19 protein-coding genes and 1 tRNA gene are annotated in these 16,392 nt (G+C 58.4%); 7 read left to right on the top strand and 13 right to left on the bottom strand.

What is annotated here, in order from left to right; genetic code table 11:
• The 8 genes from MCP_RS01630 to MCP_RS01595 form a co-directional block, all read right to left on the bottom strand.
• The gene (locus tag MCP_RS01630) at positions 1–1,203 is read right to left on the bottom strand and encodes a hypothetical protein (RefSeq protein ID WP_128566961.1); all 1,203 of its coding nucleotides are present in this window, start codon (positions 1,201–1,203) and stop codon (positions 1–3) included.
• A gap of 74 nt (positions 1,204–1,277) precedes the next feature.
• On the bottom strand, positions 1,278–2,459 hold the full coding sequence (locus MCP_RS01625; RefSeq protein ID WP_128566960.1) for an Ig-like domain-containing protein: 1,182 nt from the start codon (positions 2,457–2,459) through the stop codon (positions 1,278–1,280).
• Positions 2,460–2,474: 15 nt separating this feature from the next.
• Positions 2,475–4,646 (bottom strand): hypothetical protein, encoded by a 2,172-nt coding sequence (locus MCP_RS01620; RefSeq protein WP_012899067.1) that lies wholly within the window; start codon positions 4,644–4,646, stop codon positions 2,475–2,477.
• A 74-nt stretch (positions 4,647–4,720) separates the two neighbouring features.
• Positions 4,721–4,945: a hypothetical protein gene (locus tag MCP_RS01615; protein ID WP_012899066.1), complete on the bottom strand. Its 225-nt coding sequence runs from the start codon at positions 4,943–4,945 to the stop codon at positions 4,721–4,723.
• Positions 4,942–5,298, bottom strand: a complete 357-nt coding sequence (locus tag MCP_RS01610) for a hypothetical protein (RefSeq protein ID WP_012899065.1) — start codon at positions 5,296–5,298, stop codon at positions 4,942–4,944. The genes MCP_RS01615 and MCP_RS01610 overlap by 4 nt, the downstream gene beginning before the upstream one ends.
• Positions 5,299–5,315: 17 nt before the next feature.
• Positions 5,316–5,729, bottom strand: coding sequence for a hypothetical protein (locus MCP_RS01605; protein WP_012899064.1), 414 nt, complete (start codon positions 5,727–5,729; stop codon positions 5,316–5,318).
• Positions 5,730–5,739: 10 nt separating this feature from the next.
• Complete coding sequence (locus MCP_RS01600) at positions 5,740–7,089, bottom strand: phage tail sheath subtilisin-like domain-containing protein (RefSeq protein WP_012899063.1); 1,350 nt, start codon at positions 7,087–7,089, stop codon at positions 5,740–5,742.
• Between the two features lie 309 nt (positions 7,090–7,398).
• Positions 7,399–8,889, bottom strand: a complete 1,491-nt coding sequence (locus tag MCP_RS01595) for a zinc-ribbon domain-containing protein (RefSeq protein WP_012899062.1) — start codon at positions 8,887–8,889, stop codon at positions 7,399–7,401.
• A gap of 171 nt (positions 8,890–9,060) precedes the next feature.
• Between MCP_RS01595 and MCP_RS01590 the strand changes: the two genes are divergently transcribed.
• The gene (locus tag MCP_RS01590) at positions 9,061–9,930 is read left to right on the top strand and encodes a PHP domain-containing protein (RefSeq protein WP_012899061.1); all 870 of its coding nucleotides are present in this window, start codon (positions 9,061–9,063) and stop codon (positions 9,928–9,930) included.
• Positions 9,931–9,976: 46 nt separating this feature from the next.
• Positions 9,977–10,537, top strand: a complete 561-nt coding sequence (locus tag MCP_RS01585) for a flavin reductase family protein (RefSeq protein ID WP_012899060.1) — start codon at positions 9,977–9,979, stop codon at positions 10,535–10,537.
• Positions 10,538–10,547: 10 nt separating this feature from the next.
• On the opposite strand, the gene MCP_RS01580 is transcribed toward MCP_RS01585, so the two are convergent.
• A complete protein-coding gene (locus MCP_RS01580; protein WP_158301425.1) occupies positions 10,548–11,531 on the bottom strand; it encodes an OmpL47-type beta-barrel domain-containing protein in 984 nt (327 codons plus the stop codon).
• Positions 11,532–11,651: 120 nt separating this feature from the next.
• Between MCP_RS01580 and MCP_RS15245 the strand changes: the two genes are divergently transcribed.
• Positions 11,652–11,840, top strand: a complete 189-nt coding sequence (locus MCP_RS15245; protein WP_012899058.1) for a hypothetical protein — start codon at positions 11,652–11,654, stop codon at positions 11,838–11,840.
• A 465-nt stretch (positions 11,841–12,305) separates the two neighbouring features.
• Here MCP_RS15245 and MCP_RS01575 read toward each other — a convergent pair whose 3' ends face one another.
• Positions 12,306–13,061, bottom strand: coding sequence for a 4Fe-4S dicluster domain-containing protein (locus MCP_RS01575; protein WP_128859888.1), 756 nt, complete (start codon positions 13,059–13,061; stop codon positions 12,306–12,308).
• Between the two features lie 64 nt (positions 13,062–13,125).
• Between MCP_RS01575 and MCP_RS01570 the strand changes: the two genes are divergently transcribed.
• The 3 genes from MCP_RS01570 (at position 13,126) to MCP_RS01560 (ending at position 14,200) form a co-directional block, all read left to right on the top strand.
• Positions 13,126–13,197, top strand: a tRNA-Gly gene (locus MCP_RS01570).
• Between the two features lie 76 nt (positions 13,198–13,273).
• Positions 13,274–13,594 carry a ribonuclease P protein component 4 gene (locus MCP_RS01565; RefSeq protein WP_012899056.1) on the top strand — a complete coding sequence of 107 codons (321 nt, stop codon included), beginning with the start codon at positions 13,274–13,276 and terminating at the stop codon, positions 13,592–13,594.
• 135 nt (positions 13,595–13,729) lie between these two features.
• Positions 13,730–14,200: a hypothetical protein gene (locus MCP_RS01560; protein ID WP_012899055.1), complete on the top strand. Its 471-nt coding sequence runs from the start codon at positions 13,730–13,732 to the stop codon at positions 14,198–14,200.
• A 3-nt stretch (positions 14,201–14,203) separates the two neighbouring features.
• Here the strand turns inward: MCP_RS01560 and MCP_RS01555 are convergent, their stop codons facing one another.
• From MCP_RS01555 to MCP_RS01545, 3 genes are read right to left on the bottom strand one after another with little or no spacing between them, the layout of a single operon-like run.
• On the bottom strand, positions 14,204–14,668 hold the full coding sequence (locus MCP_RS01555; protein ID WP_012899054.1) for a Zn-ribbon domain-containing protein: 465 nt from the start codon (positions 14,666–14,668) through the stop codon (positions 14,204–14,206).
• Between the two features lie 9 nt (positions 14,669–14,677).
• Positions 14,678–15,028 carry a DUF2073 domain-containing protein gene (locus MCP_RS01550; protein WP_012899053.1) on the bottom strand — a complete coding sequence of 117 codons (351 nt, stop codon included), beginning with the start codon at positions 15,026–15,028 and terminating at the stop codon, positions 14,678–14,680.
• Between the two features lies 1 nt (position 15,029).
• The gene (locus MCP_RS01545; protein ID WP_012899052.1) at positions 15,030–15,665 is read right to left on the bottom strand and encodes an Era-like GTP-binding protein; all 636 of its coding nucleotides are present in this window, start codon (positions 15,663–15,665) and stop codon (positions 15,030–15,032) included.
• Between the two features lie 112 nt (positions 15,666–15,777).
• Between MCP_RS01545 and MCP_RS01540 the strand changes: the two genes are divergently transcribed.
• Positions 15,778–16,389 (top strand): CBS domain-containing protein, encoded by a 612-nt coding sequence (locus MCP_RS01540; RefSeq protein WP_231845132.1) that lies wholly within the window; start codon positions 15,778–15,780, stop codon positions 16,387–16,389.
• Positions 16,390–16,392: the final 3 nt, after the last annotated feature.

The raw sequence follows: 16,392 nt of genomic DNA, 5'->3' as shown, positions 1-16,392 counted from the left end.
TCATGGCTTCTTCTTTTCGAACTTCTTCCATCCGATCGTCGTGGTAAAGCCCGATTTTTTCCCGTACTTGTGGGTGACCCTGGTTATGACCACCTTGTCGCGCTTCATGTAATCGAGCTCTTTCGCGCCCGGGGCCGAACTGTCGAAGGAGATCGTCAGCTCATCGCCCAGGTCCACGCCGGTATTCCCGATGACCTTCACCTCGCCCGTCTCGATCACGTAGATCCCGCGGAGGATGTTCTCCGCGATCTTTTTTGCCGTATTCACGTCATCGGCCAGGCCGAAGTCGATATTTTTCGTTTCCTCTTTTTTATCCTTTGCCAGGGTGCTGCCGGCGATCGGCTTAGATGAGAGGACGCTAGTATCTTTGCCGTCCTTTTTATAGGTGAATTTGACCTCGACCTTATCGTAAGCGGGCTTGGACATGGTGATGCTGTTCTCCAGGATGTCCTCGCCATATTTGAACGAATGGGCCCGGGAGCTCTTTTCGTGGATCCGGGCCTTGCCATCCTTCGAGATATAGAAGAGGAACCCGTTACAGTCAGCCAGCGTCTTGATATTATCGTAGATCGACTGTTCATCGCTAGGCGTATAGGCCGTGAACTTCAGGCCTTCGTCGATCTTATCGACGTCCAGCTTCTTTTCCAGCAGGGTCGTGATGATGTCCTTTGAGGATTTTTCATTTTTTTTCCAGTCGTCCCCTTCGAACTTCTTCGGGTCCGCCTTTTTAAAGATGATCTTGTAGGCCATGCTGAACGCGGTGATCGAGATCTTCTTGAAGCTGTGGGAGATCTCGTCGATGATGCCGGCGAACGCAATATCGCTTTCCTTGAGGCTCGGGTTTTCTTCGTTCACGTTCGCGTAGCCAAGGTATACCTTGATCACGGAGCCGATCCGGATGTCGCCGAACTTCGGGCTCTTGGCAGTGTCGATCAGGTCCCCGCTCCGGAGGGAGATGTTCATCAGGCATACGTCCAGCTTCTTCTCCAGGTCGCGATCGATATAGATGGCCAGCTTATTGTTCTGCTTCGTTTTAATGCCCGTAGGGTCCTTGTAATACCACGAGTTATATTCGTACTGCTTTCCCTGGGGCGTCTTGATCGTTACCTTATAGATCGGCCGGTAACGGCTCGATAACGGTATCTTAGGTAACGGCTTTTTAATTTTTGGTATTGCAGGTAGTGGTTTTTTAGGTAGCGGCATTTTTGGCAGCAGTTTAGCAGATGGCGGCAAACGATATCACTTCCTCCCGGCCCTGTCCATATCCCATTCTCCCCTTATGTGATCACCTTGATCGTGACGTTCGCGTTACCATCGGCGTACGGCGACTTCTTCACTGTGGCCTTGACCTCGTAGCTCCCGGCGGTCGTGGAGCTGAAGCTGGCCGTGAAGGCTCCCTGCGAGTCCGCGCTGCCGCTGGCCGGCTCGAGCGTGGCGCCCGTGCATGCCAGTTCGATGGTCGCGCCCTCGATGGCCTTGCCGTTACAGTCCGCCGCGGTCACTTTGATGTTAGCCTTACCCGTGGTCTTGATCGTGGCCTTATCGGTCGAAAGCCTGGCCTTTATCCTGGTATCCACGGTGACGGTAGCGCTAGCCTCGCCATCTCCATAGTCGCTTTTCACGGCTGTCGCGGTGACCGTATAATTGCCGGCATCGGGGCTCTGGAACGTGGCGGAAACAATGCCTTCCGCATTGGTCTTCCCCGAGAACAGTTCCTTGGTATCCTGCTTGATCGTAACGTCCGCGTCGGCGACGGGGTCGCCCTTAGAGTCGTTTACCGATGCCTTGATATCCACGGCCTCCTCGGCCGTGACCACGCGCTTATCGATATCGAGCTTAATAACGAGCCTATTCGTTTTTACGGTCGTGACGGCCATATAGGTCACGACGACACCGGCCGCGGCGCCGGCGACGACGCCCTTTTTCAGTAGCTGTATCTTGGCGTCCTTCTTCATGCTCTCCACGTACTTGTTCCGGAGAGCGTCCGAGCCCATGGCAGGCTCGCTCCACTCCTTCAGCGTAAGCTTATAATTGTAATTGTGTTTTCTTCCCTTTACCTCGGTGGCCTCGAGCTCCTGGATGATGACGCGGGAAACCCCGAACAGCGCGGGCATATCGCACAGGAAGTCTACCGGATTGCCCGCGTCGCAGAGCTTGTGCAGCTCCTCCAGCATGATCGTGTTTTTACCTTTGCCCGACAGGCCATAGTAGATGCCGTCCTCGGCGATGTTACCCTCGATGGTGACCTTGATCGCAGGGCGTCCCATGTCCTGGAACACGCTGCCCTTCCTGCCGGGCATGGTGTGCTCGACGAAGTTCCTGCTCTCGGAGATCGTCACGTTGTTCACGCTATAGTACGCGCCGACGCCGAGCAGGCTCTTTACGTATAGCCCAAGGCCTGAAGATGTAAGCACGAGCTTTTTTCCCGCCGTCTTAGTCTCACTTATCTCTACGTCCATCCTTACCACGCCCGCTTATTTTTCATCCGGGTCGAACTTCCCGTCACGCTTATCGCTGATCGACGCCGCCTCGTCCAGGCCGTCGATCATCTCCCAGAAGTCTTCCTCATCGTCCTCTTCTTTATCGTCTTCCTTTCCGCCGCCGGAGGATTCTTCCTTATCCTCCTCATCGTCTCCCACCATGACCTTTTTCGCATAAGGTAACGCGACGGTAGCCGTTCCCAGGACCAGCCCCATCCCGGCGGTCTTCTCGGCGTCCTTCAAAGTGTCCACGCTGAGACCGATCATGCCCAGGTACCTATCCACCAGCTCCTTCATCGTATCCTGTAGCTGCTGTCTTAAGTCGGTGTCCTCGGGTTTTCCCTCGCCGCCAGGCGTTATGCCCTCGAGTGCCTCGTTCACGCCGTCCACGGTATCCTGCATCGAGGTGCCCAGGTCCTGGATCTGCGACCAGAGCATGTGGTAGAAATCGTTCAGCTTCGACTGGGACGCGTCCCAGGCGCTCATGGGCACGATCCACTCGGGCTCGGACTCTCCGACGAACGCCAGGGTAGGCTCCTCTACCAGCCCGCCCTCCGCGTACATGGGCACCTGGAGCCGGGCGATCATGCCCTGCATCTGCCAGAACTCCCGGGTCACCCAGGACAGGTCCGGGAGGCTTACGGGCGCGGCGGCCTTCGGCGGTACTCCTTCGATAGTAACGGCCACCGGCGCTGCTGCCTGCGGCGCCGCAACTTGTGGAATGTCCACGACAGATCTCTGGATCACGACGAGGTCCGCAAGCGTAGGAACATTGACACTGAGGTAGTCCATGGCCGCCTGGAGCCTGGCTATTGAGGCCCGAATGACCGATAATTCGCCTTCGTATTCGGGCCATTCGGCCGCAGGGATCTCGGCAGCTTCGGGAACTTCAGCGACCGGCGGGCTCGCCCTTCGAAGGCTGCCGACCGCGTCCTGCAGGGCCACCATAGTGTTATGCATCTCGCCGAGGTCGCCAAGGACGGTAGAACGCATCGGCTCATTATCCTGAGTTAACGGCGCCGCCGCAGTCGCTGGCGCTCTTGCCGCTATCTCGACCGGCTGAAGCATCCCGGCCGCCTTCGGCCCGGCCGCCTGGAGCGCGGCCATGGCGTCGAACAGGCCCGAAGCTGGCCCTTCGACGGCCTTCTGCTCCGGAAGTGATAGTAAAAGCTGCGTTACGCCGTCTTTTATGTCCCCTCGCCGGGCCGGCGTGCCGCGGAAAGAGAGATATGAGCCTATAAGGGCGTTGAAGGCCCGGGCGATGCCCAGGGCCTGCACGACCGGCGCTTCTGGGGCCGGGATCTTAGAGGATACCATATCCGGCACAGCGTCCCGCGCGATGGCGCTTCGGCTTTCAGGCACGACGGGGACTGCCAGATACCGGGCAGGCTCCGGGGCGAGCGCCGCCTGCATTATCATCATATCTACGGTCGACTTCCGGATCACGCCAGGTAGACTTATGCCCTGGGCCAGGGCCGTGGCAAGCACCGCCGGCTTAGACACTTTAGCATCGTCCAGACCAGCCTTGCTTTCCCGGGCGCCCTCCTTCGTGACTACCTCTTTCACTATAGACGTTTTTTCCCTTACGATGACTTCAGGGGCGGGGCGCTCGACGTATTCTCCCCCCGCCTGCTGCGAGGGCATTATCGGGGTTGCCTTAGCGCTCACCATGGCCGGGATATCGGCGGCCGACGAGCGCATAGCCTCCTTTATCAGGCGCTCTACCTCTGCCAGGTCATAAGTAAGCCCCGCATAGTCCTCCCTGAGTCTTCCCAGGACAACGTTTGACCGGATGATGTCGTTATCAACTGCCTGCGCAGGCTTTGCAGGGACGATCCTTGAAAGTTCAACGGGCTCCTGATTTTTATCTGCCTGGTCGGCCTGCTCGCGAACGTAAACCGTCACGGGCTCCACGGCAGGCGCCTGCACTGGCGCGGGCACGGCCAGGGCCGGGGCGGCCGGAGGCAAATAGTACTTGTGGATCTCGGGGACGCTGGCGGCCCTCGCGTTAAGCTCTATAACAGAGCGGCGAAGCTCTTCGATAAGTAAAATAATATTGGCAGGCAGCGGCTGCTCAGCCGGGCTATCGGGGCCGGCCATCCGCTCTAAGCCTATCGTAGAAACGGAGCCGATCCGGGCGGCCGCAGGAGGAAGGCTCTCATACAAAATACCAATAGGTACCCTGATGCCTGCCGCAGCCGCGACCAGGTCATTGATCGCTGTCGTAAGCAGCCTCCCCCTTATTCCTCTTCATCCTCGTCATCGTCCACGAAGACAATCTTATTCACTCCCGGCCGGTCGGACCTGGCGAGGTTTATCCTCTCCAGCCGGTCCGAGAGCGCCAGGGCAAGAAAGTTGATCTGAGGGCGGGTGAGGTCCCCGGGCCTGTCGGCCAGCTTGTACCCGAAATCCAGGCACAGCATGGCGAGCTCCTGGCCCTCGGGGGACCTGACGAACCTCTTCATCTCAGCTCTTTTTTTACAGCTGAGGATATGCCGCTGATCTCCAGGATGCGCGTGCCGATCTGCTCCGGGACGCCGAACTTCATGTCGCCGACCTCGTCCACGCTGAGCTTCGGCTCGACGAGGCCCAGGGACGTGACAAGCCGCAGCGCTTTGAAGTTCTTGACGATGTCGACCTGGCCCCCGTCCGGCGTGCCGTCGCTCTTGAGAGGGACGTTGCCGATGACGGCGAACACTTCGCTGAGCTCGCCGTCGGTCAGGGGCCGCAGGACGACGTCGGAATCGTAAGCGTCGACGCGGAACGTCTCGCGCTTATCCTTGCCCTTCAGGATGTCTTCCTTGGTCAGTTTTTTCATTTAGGGGATGCTCCTGTCTACGCGCCTTCCTTGACGTCCCTCGCGGTGAAGGAGTACGTCGATATGCCGTTGCCGTTGACGTCGATCCCGAACTCCTTGCTCTCGAGGTAGCACTCGAAGAAGTCGAGGACCTTGTGGTCCGTGCCGTTGGAGAGGTCCACGTGCAGCGAGAAGCTGTTGTTCATCTCCTCCATCTTGTCCAGCAGGGCGTCGAGCACCGTGCTCACGGACTTGACCTGGATCTTGCCCTTGACCTGCTTGTATCCGTAGGACACGTAGGTCCTCAGGTGGCTCCCGCCCTCAAAGTGGTCCTCCTTGTTCAGGTTTATGGAGTACTCGATCGACTGGACTCCCACCGTCTCGGAGCTGCCGCCCATGGACGGCGTTATGGTCACGTTGCTCCACCGTGCAGAAAATAACTGTACAGCCATTTAAAACACCTCACGCCTCGACCTTGATGGTCGCGTAGATATAGTCCATCGCCCGGACCGGCCTCACCGCGATGTTCACGCGCACGATGCCCTGGGCGAAGTCCAGCTCGGAGCTGTAGACGTCCACCAGGAATGGCGGCTCCTTTCCGTCCGTACTCGGGACGATGGCGCCCTCGGACTCCATCCTCATGAAGAACTCGATGATCTTGCCCTTCAGCGCGGCCCTGCCCGTCGGGCTGTTGAGCGTACCGATGAACAGGTCGGACACGCTCTTTACGCCCCTCACCGCGTGGTCCGCGATGCGGGTGACGCTGATCTGCTCCTTGCTCGTGGATATGCCCTTGACGACCACGATGCCCCGGCCTTTCTGGGCTTCCAGGGGCAGCACGCCCGCCTTGAGCATCTCCATCTGCTCCGAGGGCGTGTACTTCTTCTCCAGCTTTGCCAGGCCGCTTACCGGCTTGAACGTCGGCGACTCGTAATAGTTCAGCCTGCTCATCAGGCCGGCCACCGCTCCCAGGCAGCCGTATGGCGCCACGATGACGAACCTGTCGCTCGCCATGACCGTCGTGCGGTTGCAGATGTCCTTGATGCTCTCGCCCTTCGCGACCGAGCCAAGGCCTATGCGGTTCTTGGCGTCGATGCTCATCTTCAGGCAGTGGGCCTCGATCAGCGCGTGGATCTCCGGATCGCTGACCTCGCAGGCGGCCACGATGTCCACGTCCGGCTCGCCCTCGAGCTTGTCCAGGGCGGCCTCGTAGTCGGCCTTAGAAATGACGCCCGTGACCCCGCCCGAAAGCTGGCCTTCGACGGCCGCGGGGTTGTTGTGCGGGAACTTGGCGCTCGAATGCTGGTCCTCGGCCGTTACCATGGCGGACCTCTGGTTGATGATGTCCACGAGATAGTTCTGGCTCGACGAGTTCATGGTCACGTCCTCGTAGATCTCCAGGCTCGCCCCGTCCGACACGGATACCCGTATCGAGTCGGCGTCGCCCTCGACCTTCACCATGATCTTGTTGCCCTCCTCGCCCGACGACTTCGCGGTCAGGAGCACTGTGTCCCGCCCCTTTCTATCCTTCAACACGAGCGTGCCCTTCGTGCCGTTCTGGCCGCTGATGGGCACAACGACTACCTGGAACACGCCGTTCTGGAAGGCCTGCTTGGCGTCCTTCGTGACGGTGAAGCTCTCGCTCGACCCGAACTTGTCCGCGAACTCCGCGTAGCTGCTCACAGGTGTGGGCACCAGCGCCTCGCCCTTCTCCGTCGTCCCTATGAGGGCCACGACGCCTGAAGGGTTCAGCTGCTGGGGCACGATCTCCTTGATTACCTGAATTTCGACTCCCGGCAATATTCTTGTCATAACCTTTCCTCAAGCTATATTGAACGTTTTTCCACTTCAGCCTCAAATGATCGATCTCGCTCGACGTCGTCCTCGGCATTGCCCCCCGGCAAAAACCAGTATCCCGGACAATACGAAGTCCGGCGAGCGTTCATACTAGAATAGATAAGGAACCCAAATATTTAAACGTATTGTAAATTGGAATGTTGTTCTTAAATCGGCCCGAAAGACGCTTTTTTATGCCATCAGCCCGGCCCAGAGGGGCATCTAAAAAATATAGCCGACGAAAGGCTTCCCATTCAGCGCCTTCCGCGGCCATTGGTAATTATTCTAATTTTTATTTGCGCCAGGGTCCTGGGGCTGCACGGGTTTGGCCACTTCAGGCTGCCTCGCGCCGCAGTGGTAGCAGAACGCGGCGGATTCCGGTATGACGGTGCCGCAGGTGGGGCATTGCTTCGCGTCCACGCCGGAAGGCGGCGTAAGCCCGCACTTCGGGCACTGCGAGGCCTCCATGGTCATTGTGAAGCCACAGTGCATGCAGAACCTCTTCGCCGTGCCCTCGAACGTAAGCATGGCCTCTCCTCTCAGGCCTCCGCCAGTAGCCGTTATGGCGGCGACGCCGCTCACGTCGCCCGACGTGATGGACGAGTTCACCGACTGCACCTTCGGCGGCATCTTGACCGGGCTGGCGATGCTCCCCAGCGTCGACTTCAGGTCGACGGAGATCTCCTGGAGAGGCGCTATGTAGTTGCCCGAGCCGTCCTTTATGCGGATGATGATATTTGCGGATGACTTGCCGTCCGCCGGTATCGTGCCCGGGGCGACGGCCAGGTCGATAACGGCGCTGTCGTAGACGAAATTAAGGGCCGCCTTCGCCTCCTTTCCTGCCGCCCTCGCCCTGACCGTGACCGGCCCGAACTCTCTGGACGTGGTCAACGTAGCGTCCACGAAGTCCCTGCCGTTCTGGAGCACCACGTTCTGGATGGTGCCGGCCGAGGACTCCAGCGTTATGTCCGTGTCGGACCGGGCGCGCGCCGCCATGCCGAGGCCGTTCACGAAGGATATGCGCACTGGCACGGTGGACTTGCCGTCCGCCGGCGCGCTGGGCTTCTTAAGCTCCAGCCGCAGGGTCCTCTTGAACCAGAGGAAAGCCACTATTAAGATGATGATGAGCAGTATGACGACGACTATCGCGATGTAGGGCAGCATGGGGCCAAGGTCGGTCGAGCCGCCCGCGGTCATGTTAGCCTGGGCGGTCGCCGTGGGGGTGTTCTGGATCACGGCCGTGGGCGTGGCGGACTGCACTATAGGTGTAGGCGTCTGCACTACGGGCGTGGGGGTGACAGGCACCGTGGTCGGCGTGGCCAGTATCGTCACGGTCTGGTTGGCGACGCCGTCCCAGTAGACGCCGTTAGGGTCGTGGACGGTCGCGGTGATCTTATACGTGCCGGGCGCGGAGGCCATGAAGTTCGTGTTGATGCTGGAGATGAGAATCATTGTCTTCGTGTAGCCGGTCGTGCCCGTGCTGACCCCGAAGTTCCCGCCGACAGGAGCGCAGGTGAGAGTGATCGTGTATCCAGGGCCGATGTTAGTGCCGTTCGGGTACTTTGCCAGCGCCACCAGCGATATCGGGGAGCCCGCGTTCGCCGATGTATTGTTTAGCGTCAGGTTCATGCCGAGCGAGCTTTTCAGGACGGGGTTATACGAAATGACGGGATTAATCAATGTCACGTTCGCCGCCGTGGCGCACCATACGCAGCCCACATAGGCCATCAAAATAATTACGATGATCAATAAGGATCTCGATACCTTTTTCAGCATAATTATGCCACCCTGGACCTTTCCCTTTGTTGACCGTAACAGTACGGTAATTCGATAATTAAGGAAGCAGCATATATATAGCTTTCTTAAAGGCTTGAACTCCAGTCATTATACCACTAAAGATAAACATAAAGTCTATATCGTTCCGGCCATAAACATCGGAAGGTCCCCATGTTCATCGACACGCACGTCCACACAAGCCACAGCGACGGCCTGCACCCCGAGGCGCAGGTCATCCGCGATGCCGCATCGGCCGGGATTAGCCTGCTGAGCATCACTGACCACGACTGTGTGGACGCCTACCCTGCCGCCCTAAAGCTGGCAAAAAGCGCCGGCATCAGGCTCATCCCCGGCGTGGAGATGACCACGAAGAACGAGCAGGGATGTAACTGCATTCATATCGTAGGGCTGGGAGTCCGGACGGACGGGAATGTGAGGAGCGCCCTCAAGAGGGTGCTGGACGCCCGGGACGAGTCGGACCGCGGGTTTTTAGCTAATTTGAACGCCTATATGGCCGAAAAGTACCCGGGATGGGAGCCCGTGGAAGGCATCAAGCCCAGCGTCTTCCAGAATACGCTGGCCGGCGCCCGGCGGCAGAACATACCCATGACGGAGAAGCAGCTGATGGACATCATCATGGACCCGTCCCTGTGGGTGCCCATCGAGTACGAGGTCACGCTGGGCGAGGCTGTATCTCTTATCAAGGAATGGGGCGGGGTGCCCGTGCTGGCCCATCCCTTCGACTTCAGCAACGACGCCAACGTCGTGTTAAAAAGGTTTTTAGCGGCGGGCGGGGAGGCCGTCGAGCTCTGCAAGTACCGTTACAAGGTGAGGAGCGCCTCCCTGGCTATCCTGCCTGCGGACGAGCTCTTAAAAAAGGAACGGGAGATGAACGAGTGGACGGTCGCTGCCGCCCGAAAACACGGCCTGGGGCTCACGATGGCCTCGGACCACCACGACGGCCACCGGGCCATGGGCATGGACCCCGCGGAATACGGCATAGACGTTTCCTGGCTCCTTGAAATGGCCGAAACACTTTGATACATTTATCTGCCCAAAAGTCGACTATTATCATGAGGTTCACCACATGGATAAAGTCACGATGGGCCCAAAGACCCTTATGTACCCCATGCCGACCGTGCTCCTGGGCGCGAACGTCGGCGGAAAGCCGAACTACATGACGGCCGCCTGGTGCGGCATAGCCTGCATGGCCCCGCCCATGATCTCGGTGGCGGTCAACCGGGTCAGGCACACGCTCAAGGGCATCGAGGAGAACAGGACGTTCAGCATTAACGTGCCCTCTACGAGGGACCTGGTGAAGACGGACTACATGGGCATCACCTCGGGCGCCAGGGCCGATAAGTCGATTGTGTTCGAGAGCTTTTATGGTAAGCTCAAGACAGCCCCGATGGCGAAGGAGTGCCCGGTGAGCCTCGAGTGCAAGCTGTTCGATACGATGAAGTGCGGGAGCCACGACCTGGTCGTTGGTGAGATCGTGGAGACGTACGTCGACAAGGCGGTCGTTACCGGGGGCACGCCCGACATCAGGAAGGTCGACCCGATAATCTACTCCGACGGCAAGTACTACCGTGTCGGCGATTTTATCACGGACGCTTTCTCCGCCGGGAAGGCCTACAAGAAGAAGTAAGCCGCTTTTCTCATTTTTTATGTATGACGATGGCCCTGCTTTTTGGCGTTTCTACGTTGCCTGCTTTATCCGTCGAATAGTAGTATACGGTGGTCCCCCCTTCGGCCGAGATCGTGAATGGCCCCGTGTACCGTGCCCAGCCTGAGTCACCAGTCCGGTAAAAAGTCTCGTTCACGCCCCATCCCCCGTGGTCTGAAGCGTCCAGCGTGACCGTAACGTCAGATATGAACCCGCCCACGTTGTCCGGCTCCCCGGCTGCCTTGAGCGTGGTCGCGGGAGGCGTCGTATCGGGCAGCCTTATGTCCACTACGAGGCTGGCGTTGAGCCCCGCCCCGGCCGAGGCCTCGATGATCACATGAGAGGCAGCGCCTGTCTCTCCAACCCACACGTACTCTGCCGTGGCCCGGCCATCCATGCCGGTGACAGCGCTTTCCGGCACTATGGAGCCGAATAATGAGCCGGCCGGATGGCCTGCCGCCCTGAACGTGACCGGATATCCTCCCGCCACGGGCCTGCCCATCGAGTCGTTCACCAGTACAGTGATGCCCATGTGGTCCCGGCCGTCGGCCACGACGTAGCTCCTTGAGGCCTCGATGCCGATAGCCGCGGGCATCATGCGCACGTAGACGTCCACGGTCCTGTTTTCCAGCGATGCGACGCCGAAGGGCGTCGTGAAGCCCGTGTTGCTGTCCTTCTGCGCCTTCAGCCGGTATGCTCCCGGGCCGAGGGGCGGTACGTTGATGAAATAGAAATGCCCGCCACTGTCGGCGGCCGTTGCGCCGTAAATCGTATTATCCCTGGTCGCGTTGACCAGCCATACCTTTGCCCCAGGTATGCTCGCGTTGGTGCCTGCGGCGAGCACGTGGCCCTGCACCGACCCCTCGAATATCGTGGGCCCGGCGGTGACGATGACCGGCGGCACGGAGCATGCGGGCGCGCAACATGCGCTCGCCATTAAAATTATCAGGAACAGCTTCACTAGAGACGGCTTCATGGCCGGCGGCACCATACCACCTCAATGAACCTTGGCCGGACGATATAATAAAACACGGGCATTTAAGTGCGGATATGGATTTAACCACATCAAATGAGTAACACTTCGAAGGTGTTCATAATGCCTGCAGCATCAATGCAAAAGCCCGCGCGCCCGGGCTCCAGCGAGGAGCTCCTGGACGCGGCGATCGATACCGTCTACACGAAGCTAAAGCACGTCAACCACTCGTCGCACATCGTCGCCCTCAGCCAGGAGCTCAGGGAATTACTGAAGATGAGGAACGAGATGGGCTATGAAAAGCAGCGTTAGGCGGGGAGAAGCGGCCTTAAAAATTTATTCCTCACCGCCATCGGCCGGGGGCTCGCAGAACAGGACGATGGGGTATCTGACGGTACCGATGTGAGGATAAGTGATATTATCCCCGTCATCCTTGCGATCTCACGTCCGGTGGCGGTAGGAATTGAGGTGGGTGTTGAGGTGGGTGTTGAGGTGGGTATTGAGGTGGGGTATCGGAGTTAGGATGGAGCAGAGGTTAGCAGGTGAGGATTATCTGGCCCTACTTCTCCATCGCATAAATTCCTATATACGCCTTCTCTCTGTAACGTGCTGGGCGCATATGCTCGTAAGCCATGCGCTTTAACATGTTACAATTGCATCTTTACGCCTGGATGTAATCAAGCTTAGCGGACTTTTTATGCGAATCCTGGGGCTTAGTGAATAATAAGTAGCGGCTTAGTATACTCATGGCCGCTGATTTATCGGAATGGCCGTCGCTTACGGCGTTATTTGTTGCCTCGATACGGCTTGTACCGCATGCTCATGTCGTGAGGGCCGCCCGACCGGGCATGAGGCGGTGCAGGCCGTGCAGTACGCCAGGGCGTTCTCCGATATTTTTCGGTGGTTCAGGGGGCAGGCGCCGCATTTCTTGCGGTCCACCTCGTCCCCGGATATTGCGCCGGCGGGGCATGCCTTCATGCACTCCGTGCACCGGCCACAGCTATCGTCCGGAATGACGGCGTGCAGCTCCCCGATATCCGCGTCCGTCAGGATGCCGTGGAGCCTGAGCCTCGGGCCATGCGCCTTCGATACGAACATCCTTGATCTGCCTATCCACCCGAGCCCGGCGAGAGCTGCCCAGGCCTTCAGGTAGTATGACGTGTATTCCTCGGCCTCGAACCCGCCTTTTTTGAGGCCGGCGACGATCTTCGCCGAGGCGATGTCCAGGAGCATCATCTCCACCGACGCCGTGTAATCGTCCGATGCTCTATAATATATGTCCTGGCTGTCATCAAGGAGACGCTTTCCCAGGATGATCATGGTGCGGGCCGCGGGCATGATGTCGAGGGGGTCATGGACCTTAGAAACATCGACCTCGGAGTCCTTCCACTTCACGCCCCTCAGGAGGCCCATCTCTTCCGCCGGTATCTTCGTCCTTTCGTCCAGCCCGAGGAAGCCCACTACTTCGATGCCGTACTTCGACGCGATGGCGGCAATGTCCTCTTTTACGTTCTCGGGGCGGACGTCTGGCATGGAAGTAATAATACGGCGTCCGAAAATATTAATACTTTGTAGAGTCATGTAGAGTCCGTAACAGGCACCGATGGTCTAGTGGCTATGATATCAGCCTTCCAAGCTGAATACCGGGGTTCGAGTCCCCGTCGGTGCATCTATTAATACGACTTTTTTATTCGTTTTCATGTGAGGATACGTTTATAAGGGCCTTCGGCCTTAATGATACGACGATGCCCGAGCGCAGGAGAAAAGAGCCACAGAGAAAACCTTTTAACGTGGACATGGCGGAGCAGCGCATAAAGAGGCTGTTCGAGCTTGCGGAGCAGGCTTACCCGGGGAGGCCCGACCTGGCTGACAGATATGCGGACATAGCGCGGCGCATCAGCATGCGCCACCGGGTGGGGATACCGCGGGAACTGAAGCGCCGGGTATGCAAGGGATGCGGCTCGTTCCTGGTGCCGGGGGATAATTGCCGGGTCAGGCTGGATGGCAACAACATCGTCATCACATGCATGAAGTGCGGGGCCATCAAGCGCTATCCATACAGGTGAAAACGCCCGCCGCTATAATGGTCTTTTTATAATAAAACGCCTTATGGGGCAACCGATAAAGTTTATATCCTCTGACCGTATTAGTGTTCATTTGTATAAACGAACTCGAAATTTAAGGGGCGATGAACGACGTCGATGAAGATCCTATCGGTAGGCATTATCGTGCTCTTGCTGGGCACGTTAGCCGTCCCCGCAGAGGCGGCGGCCGCGAGCGATAGCGATTTCCGCGTCACGAAGATGATCGTCGAGCCCGCCGGGCCAGACCTCAACTTTACCGTCAATTACGAGAGCGGGTTCTTCGCCCGTGTCTTCTCGATCATATTCGGCGCCAAAGTGCTGCAGCCGGACATCCTCAACGTGTTCGCCAACTTCTCGAACGTGTCCCTCGTGAGCATCGACTCGAACTCAGGCGTCGCTAAAGTGGCGGTGAAAAACGTGTCCGCGCTCAACAGCGACGGATGGTACATCTATGACGGGAACACGACGTTCACGTCGAAGATCGCCGTCATCGAGATCCATAACAAGGACGGCACAGTTGTCTCCCTGTCGGATACAAACAAGCTGCCCGTCATCTCCAGCAAGATGCAGGTGCTCAGCAAAAAATAAGCGTTAGCGCTTCTTCTTTTTAGAAGGTTTCGGGGTCGTCTTCAGGGCCGAGGGCAGGTCGACGTGATAGACGCCTTCCTCCTTTGACATGACGAGCTCCTTCCGGTTCAACAGCATGGGCAGGTTGAGGTCATAGTTGCCCTTCTCGAGAATGCGGACGCTGTCAATACGGCCCTCGTGGGCGGCCGGCTTTTTAGCCTTCGACTTCGGCTCTTCGGCGGGCTTGGGGGCAGCCTTGTGCTCCTTGTGCTTAGGCTTTTCCTCGTGCTCCGGCTCCGCCTCATCGGCGTCCGCCGAACCAGCGTAGGCTACATACTGCGATACGGTCATCTTCCGCAGGTCGGCCTCCATTGCCTTCTGCGGGCGCACGTACTCGAACTTCTTTCCTCCGCAGACGGGGCACCCCGTGCCGAGGTTTAGCTCTCTGCTCTCCAGGACGCTGTTACACTCCATGCAACGATGCGGCATACGCTCGCCTCATGATATGACCGCCGATATGATATCCTTTTCCTTTTTCAGCGTCTTCAGCCGGTCCGCCGGGCCGATGACCGTGACGCGGTTGTCCGGGCGCCTCAGGATATTCCAGGGGGATGGCCGGCCCTCGCGGGGATAGCTCTGGATCTCGATACCGTAGAATTGTGAGTCCCTGATCTTGAGCATGGTATGCTCGATGAGCTGGGCTTCCTCCCTCGGGTCCAGGCCCCGCTCCAGTATGACGATGCGGCCGCTGGACACATCGTTCAATATAAGGCTGATCTTGTCCATCGTGCTCATGGCCTGCAGCTTGTTGGCCGAGATCATGTTGATCTGTATGTTCTGTGCTTCCATGCTATCCGAACCTGCTGGCTATCGTCTCGTATAATAAGTCCATGTTAGTGCCGTTCAGCGCCGATATGGGGACCACCGTGTGCTGCGGGAACGCGCCCTTGATGCGGTCGGGCGCCGCCCCGGGCAGGTCCGTCTTGTTGGCCACGATCAGCATGGGAAGGCGCCGGGCCTCCATGTTGCCGATGACGGTGACGTTGACCTGCGTGTACGGGTCCTCGGTGGCGTCCATCACCAGAAGGACGCCGTCCAGGTTATCCATCCACTTGATGGCCTCGATGACGCCCTCGGTGGCCTCCTTGGCCCTGCGCTTCGACTCCTCCTCGGTCATGCCGAAGGCCATGAAATCGTGGAAGTCGATCTTCGTCGCCAGGCCGGGCGTATCGACGATGTCGAGGGTGACGGAGTACCCGTCTCCCTTTATGGTAACGCCCTCGCGGCGGCGCACCCGTCGTGTTTCGTGGGGCACGTTCGATACTGCGCCTATGGTCTCGCCCGTGAAATCCATCAATATCTTGTTCGCCAGCGTGGTCTTGCCGGCGTTCGGAGGGCCGTAGATGCCGATGCGCGAGGCTTTTCGCCTGAAAACGCGTCCCCAGATACCGGACAGGCTCTCCCTTAGCCCAGCTAATAGTGCCATCCTGTTCCCCTACAAGGCTAAGATAACGCGTCAAAACTATATTAATGATATGCTCTAAATTTAAAAATGTGGATAATATTAATATGATTATATAACATAGATGTTTATGTAAATGAATGAGGGCATGTACATGGAGACAGACCTATCGGTGAGCGACGTCATGTCACGCAGGCTCATCACGGCCGACGTGGCGCAGACAGCGGACAGGCTGGCCAGGACGATGGCCGAGACTCAAGTGGGCTGCATCATCATCACCAGGGACAATCATCCGGTAGGCATCGTCACCGAGCGGGACATGGTGGTAAAGCTCATCGCCGAGAACGCCCAGCCGTCAAAAGTAAAAGCGCAGGATATCATGTCGACCCCGCTCATCACCATTCCCCCGGACAAGAGCGTCGAGCTGGCCCTCCGGGAAATGGCGCGGCGGAGGATACGCCGGCTGCCGGTCGTCCAGGGGAGAAAGCTGATCGGCCTGGTCTCGGACTCCGACCTGCTCTCCGTGTCATCGGAGTTGAGCGAAATTTTAAGGGACGTGATCCGGCAGAACAACCCGGAAGGGGACATGGGCCAGACCATCCCCGACTGGGAGCAGGAGGAAAGGAATCCCAGCGTGTTCGTCCAGGGCATTTGCGAGGTGTGCCAGAGCTTCCAGGAGTCTCTGGAGAACATCGACGGCACGTACGTTTGTATGAGGTGTCGGGAGGAGCTCCCGTTTTATCAGTAGGCG

Source organism: Methanocella paludicola SANAE, from assembly GCF_000011005.1.
GTDB lineage: Archaea > Halobacteriota > Methanocellia > Methanocellales > Methanocellaceae > Methanocella > Methanocella paludicola.
Note: the sequence above shows the minus strand (reverse complement) of the source record. Positions and strands in the feature narration are given on the sequence as shown.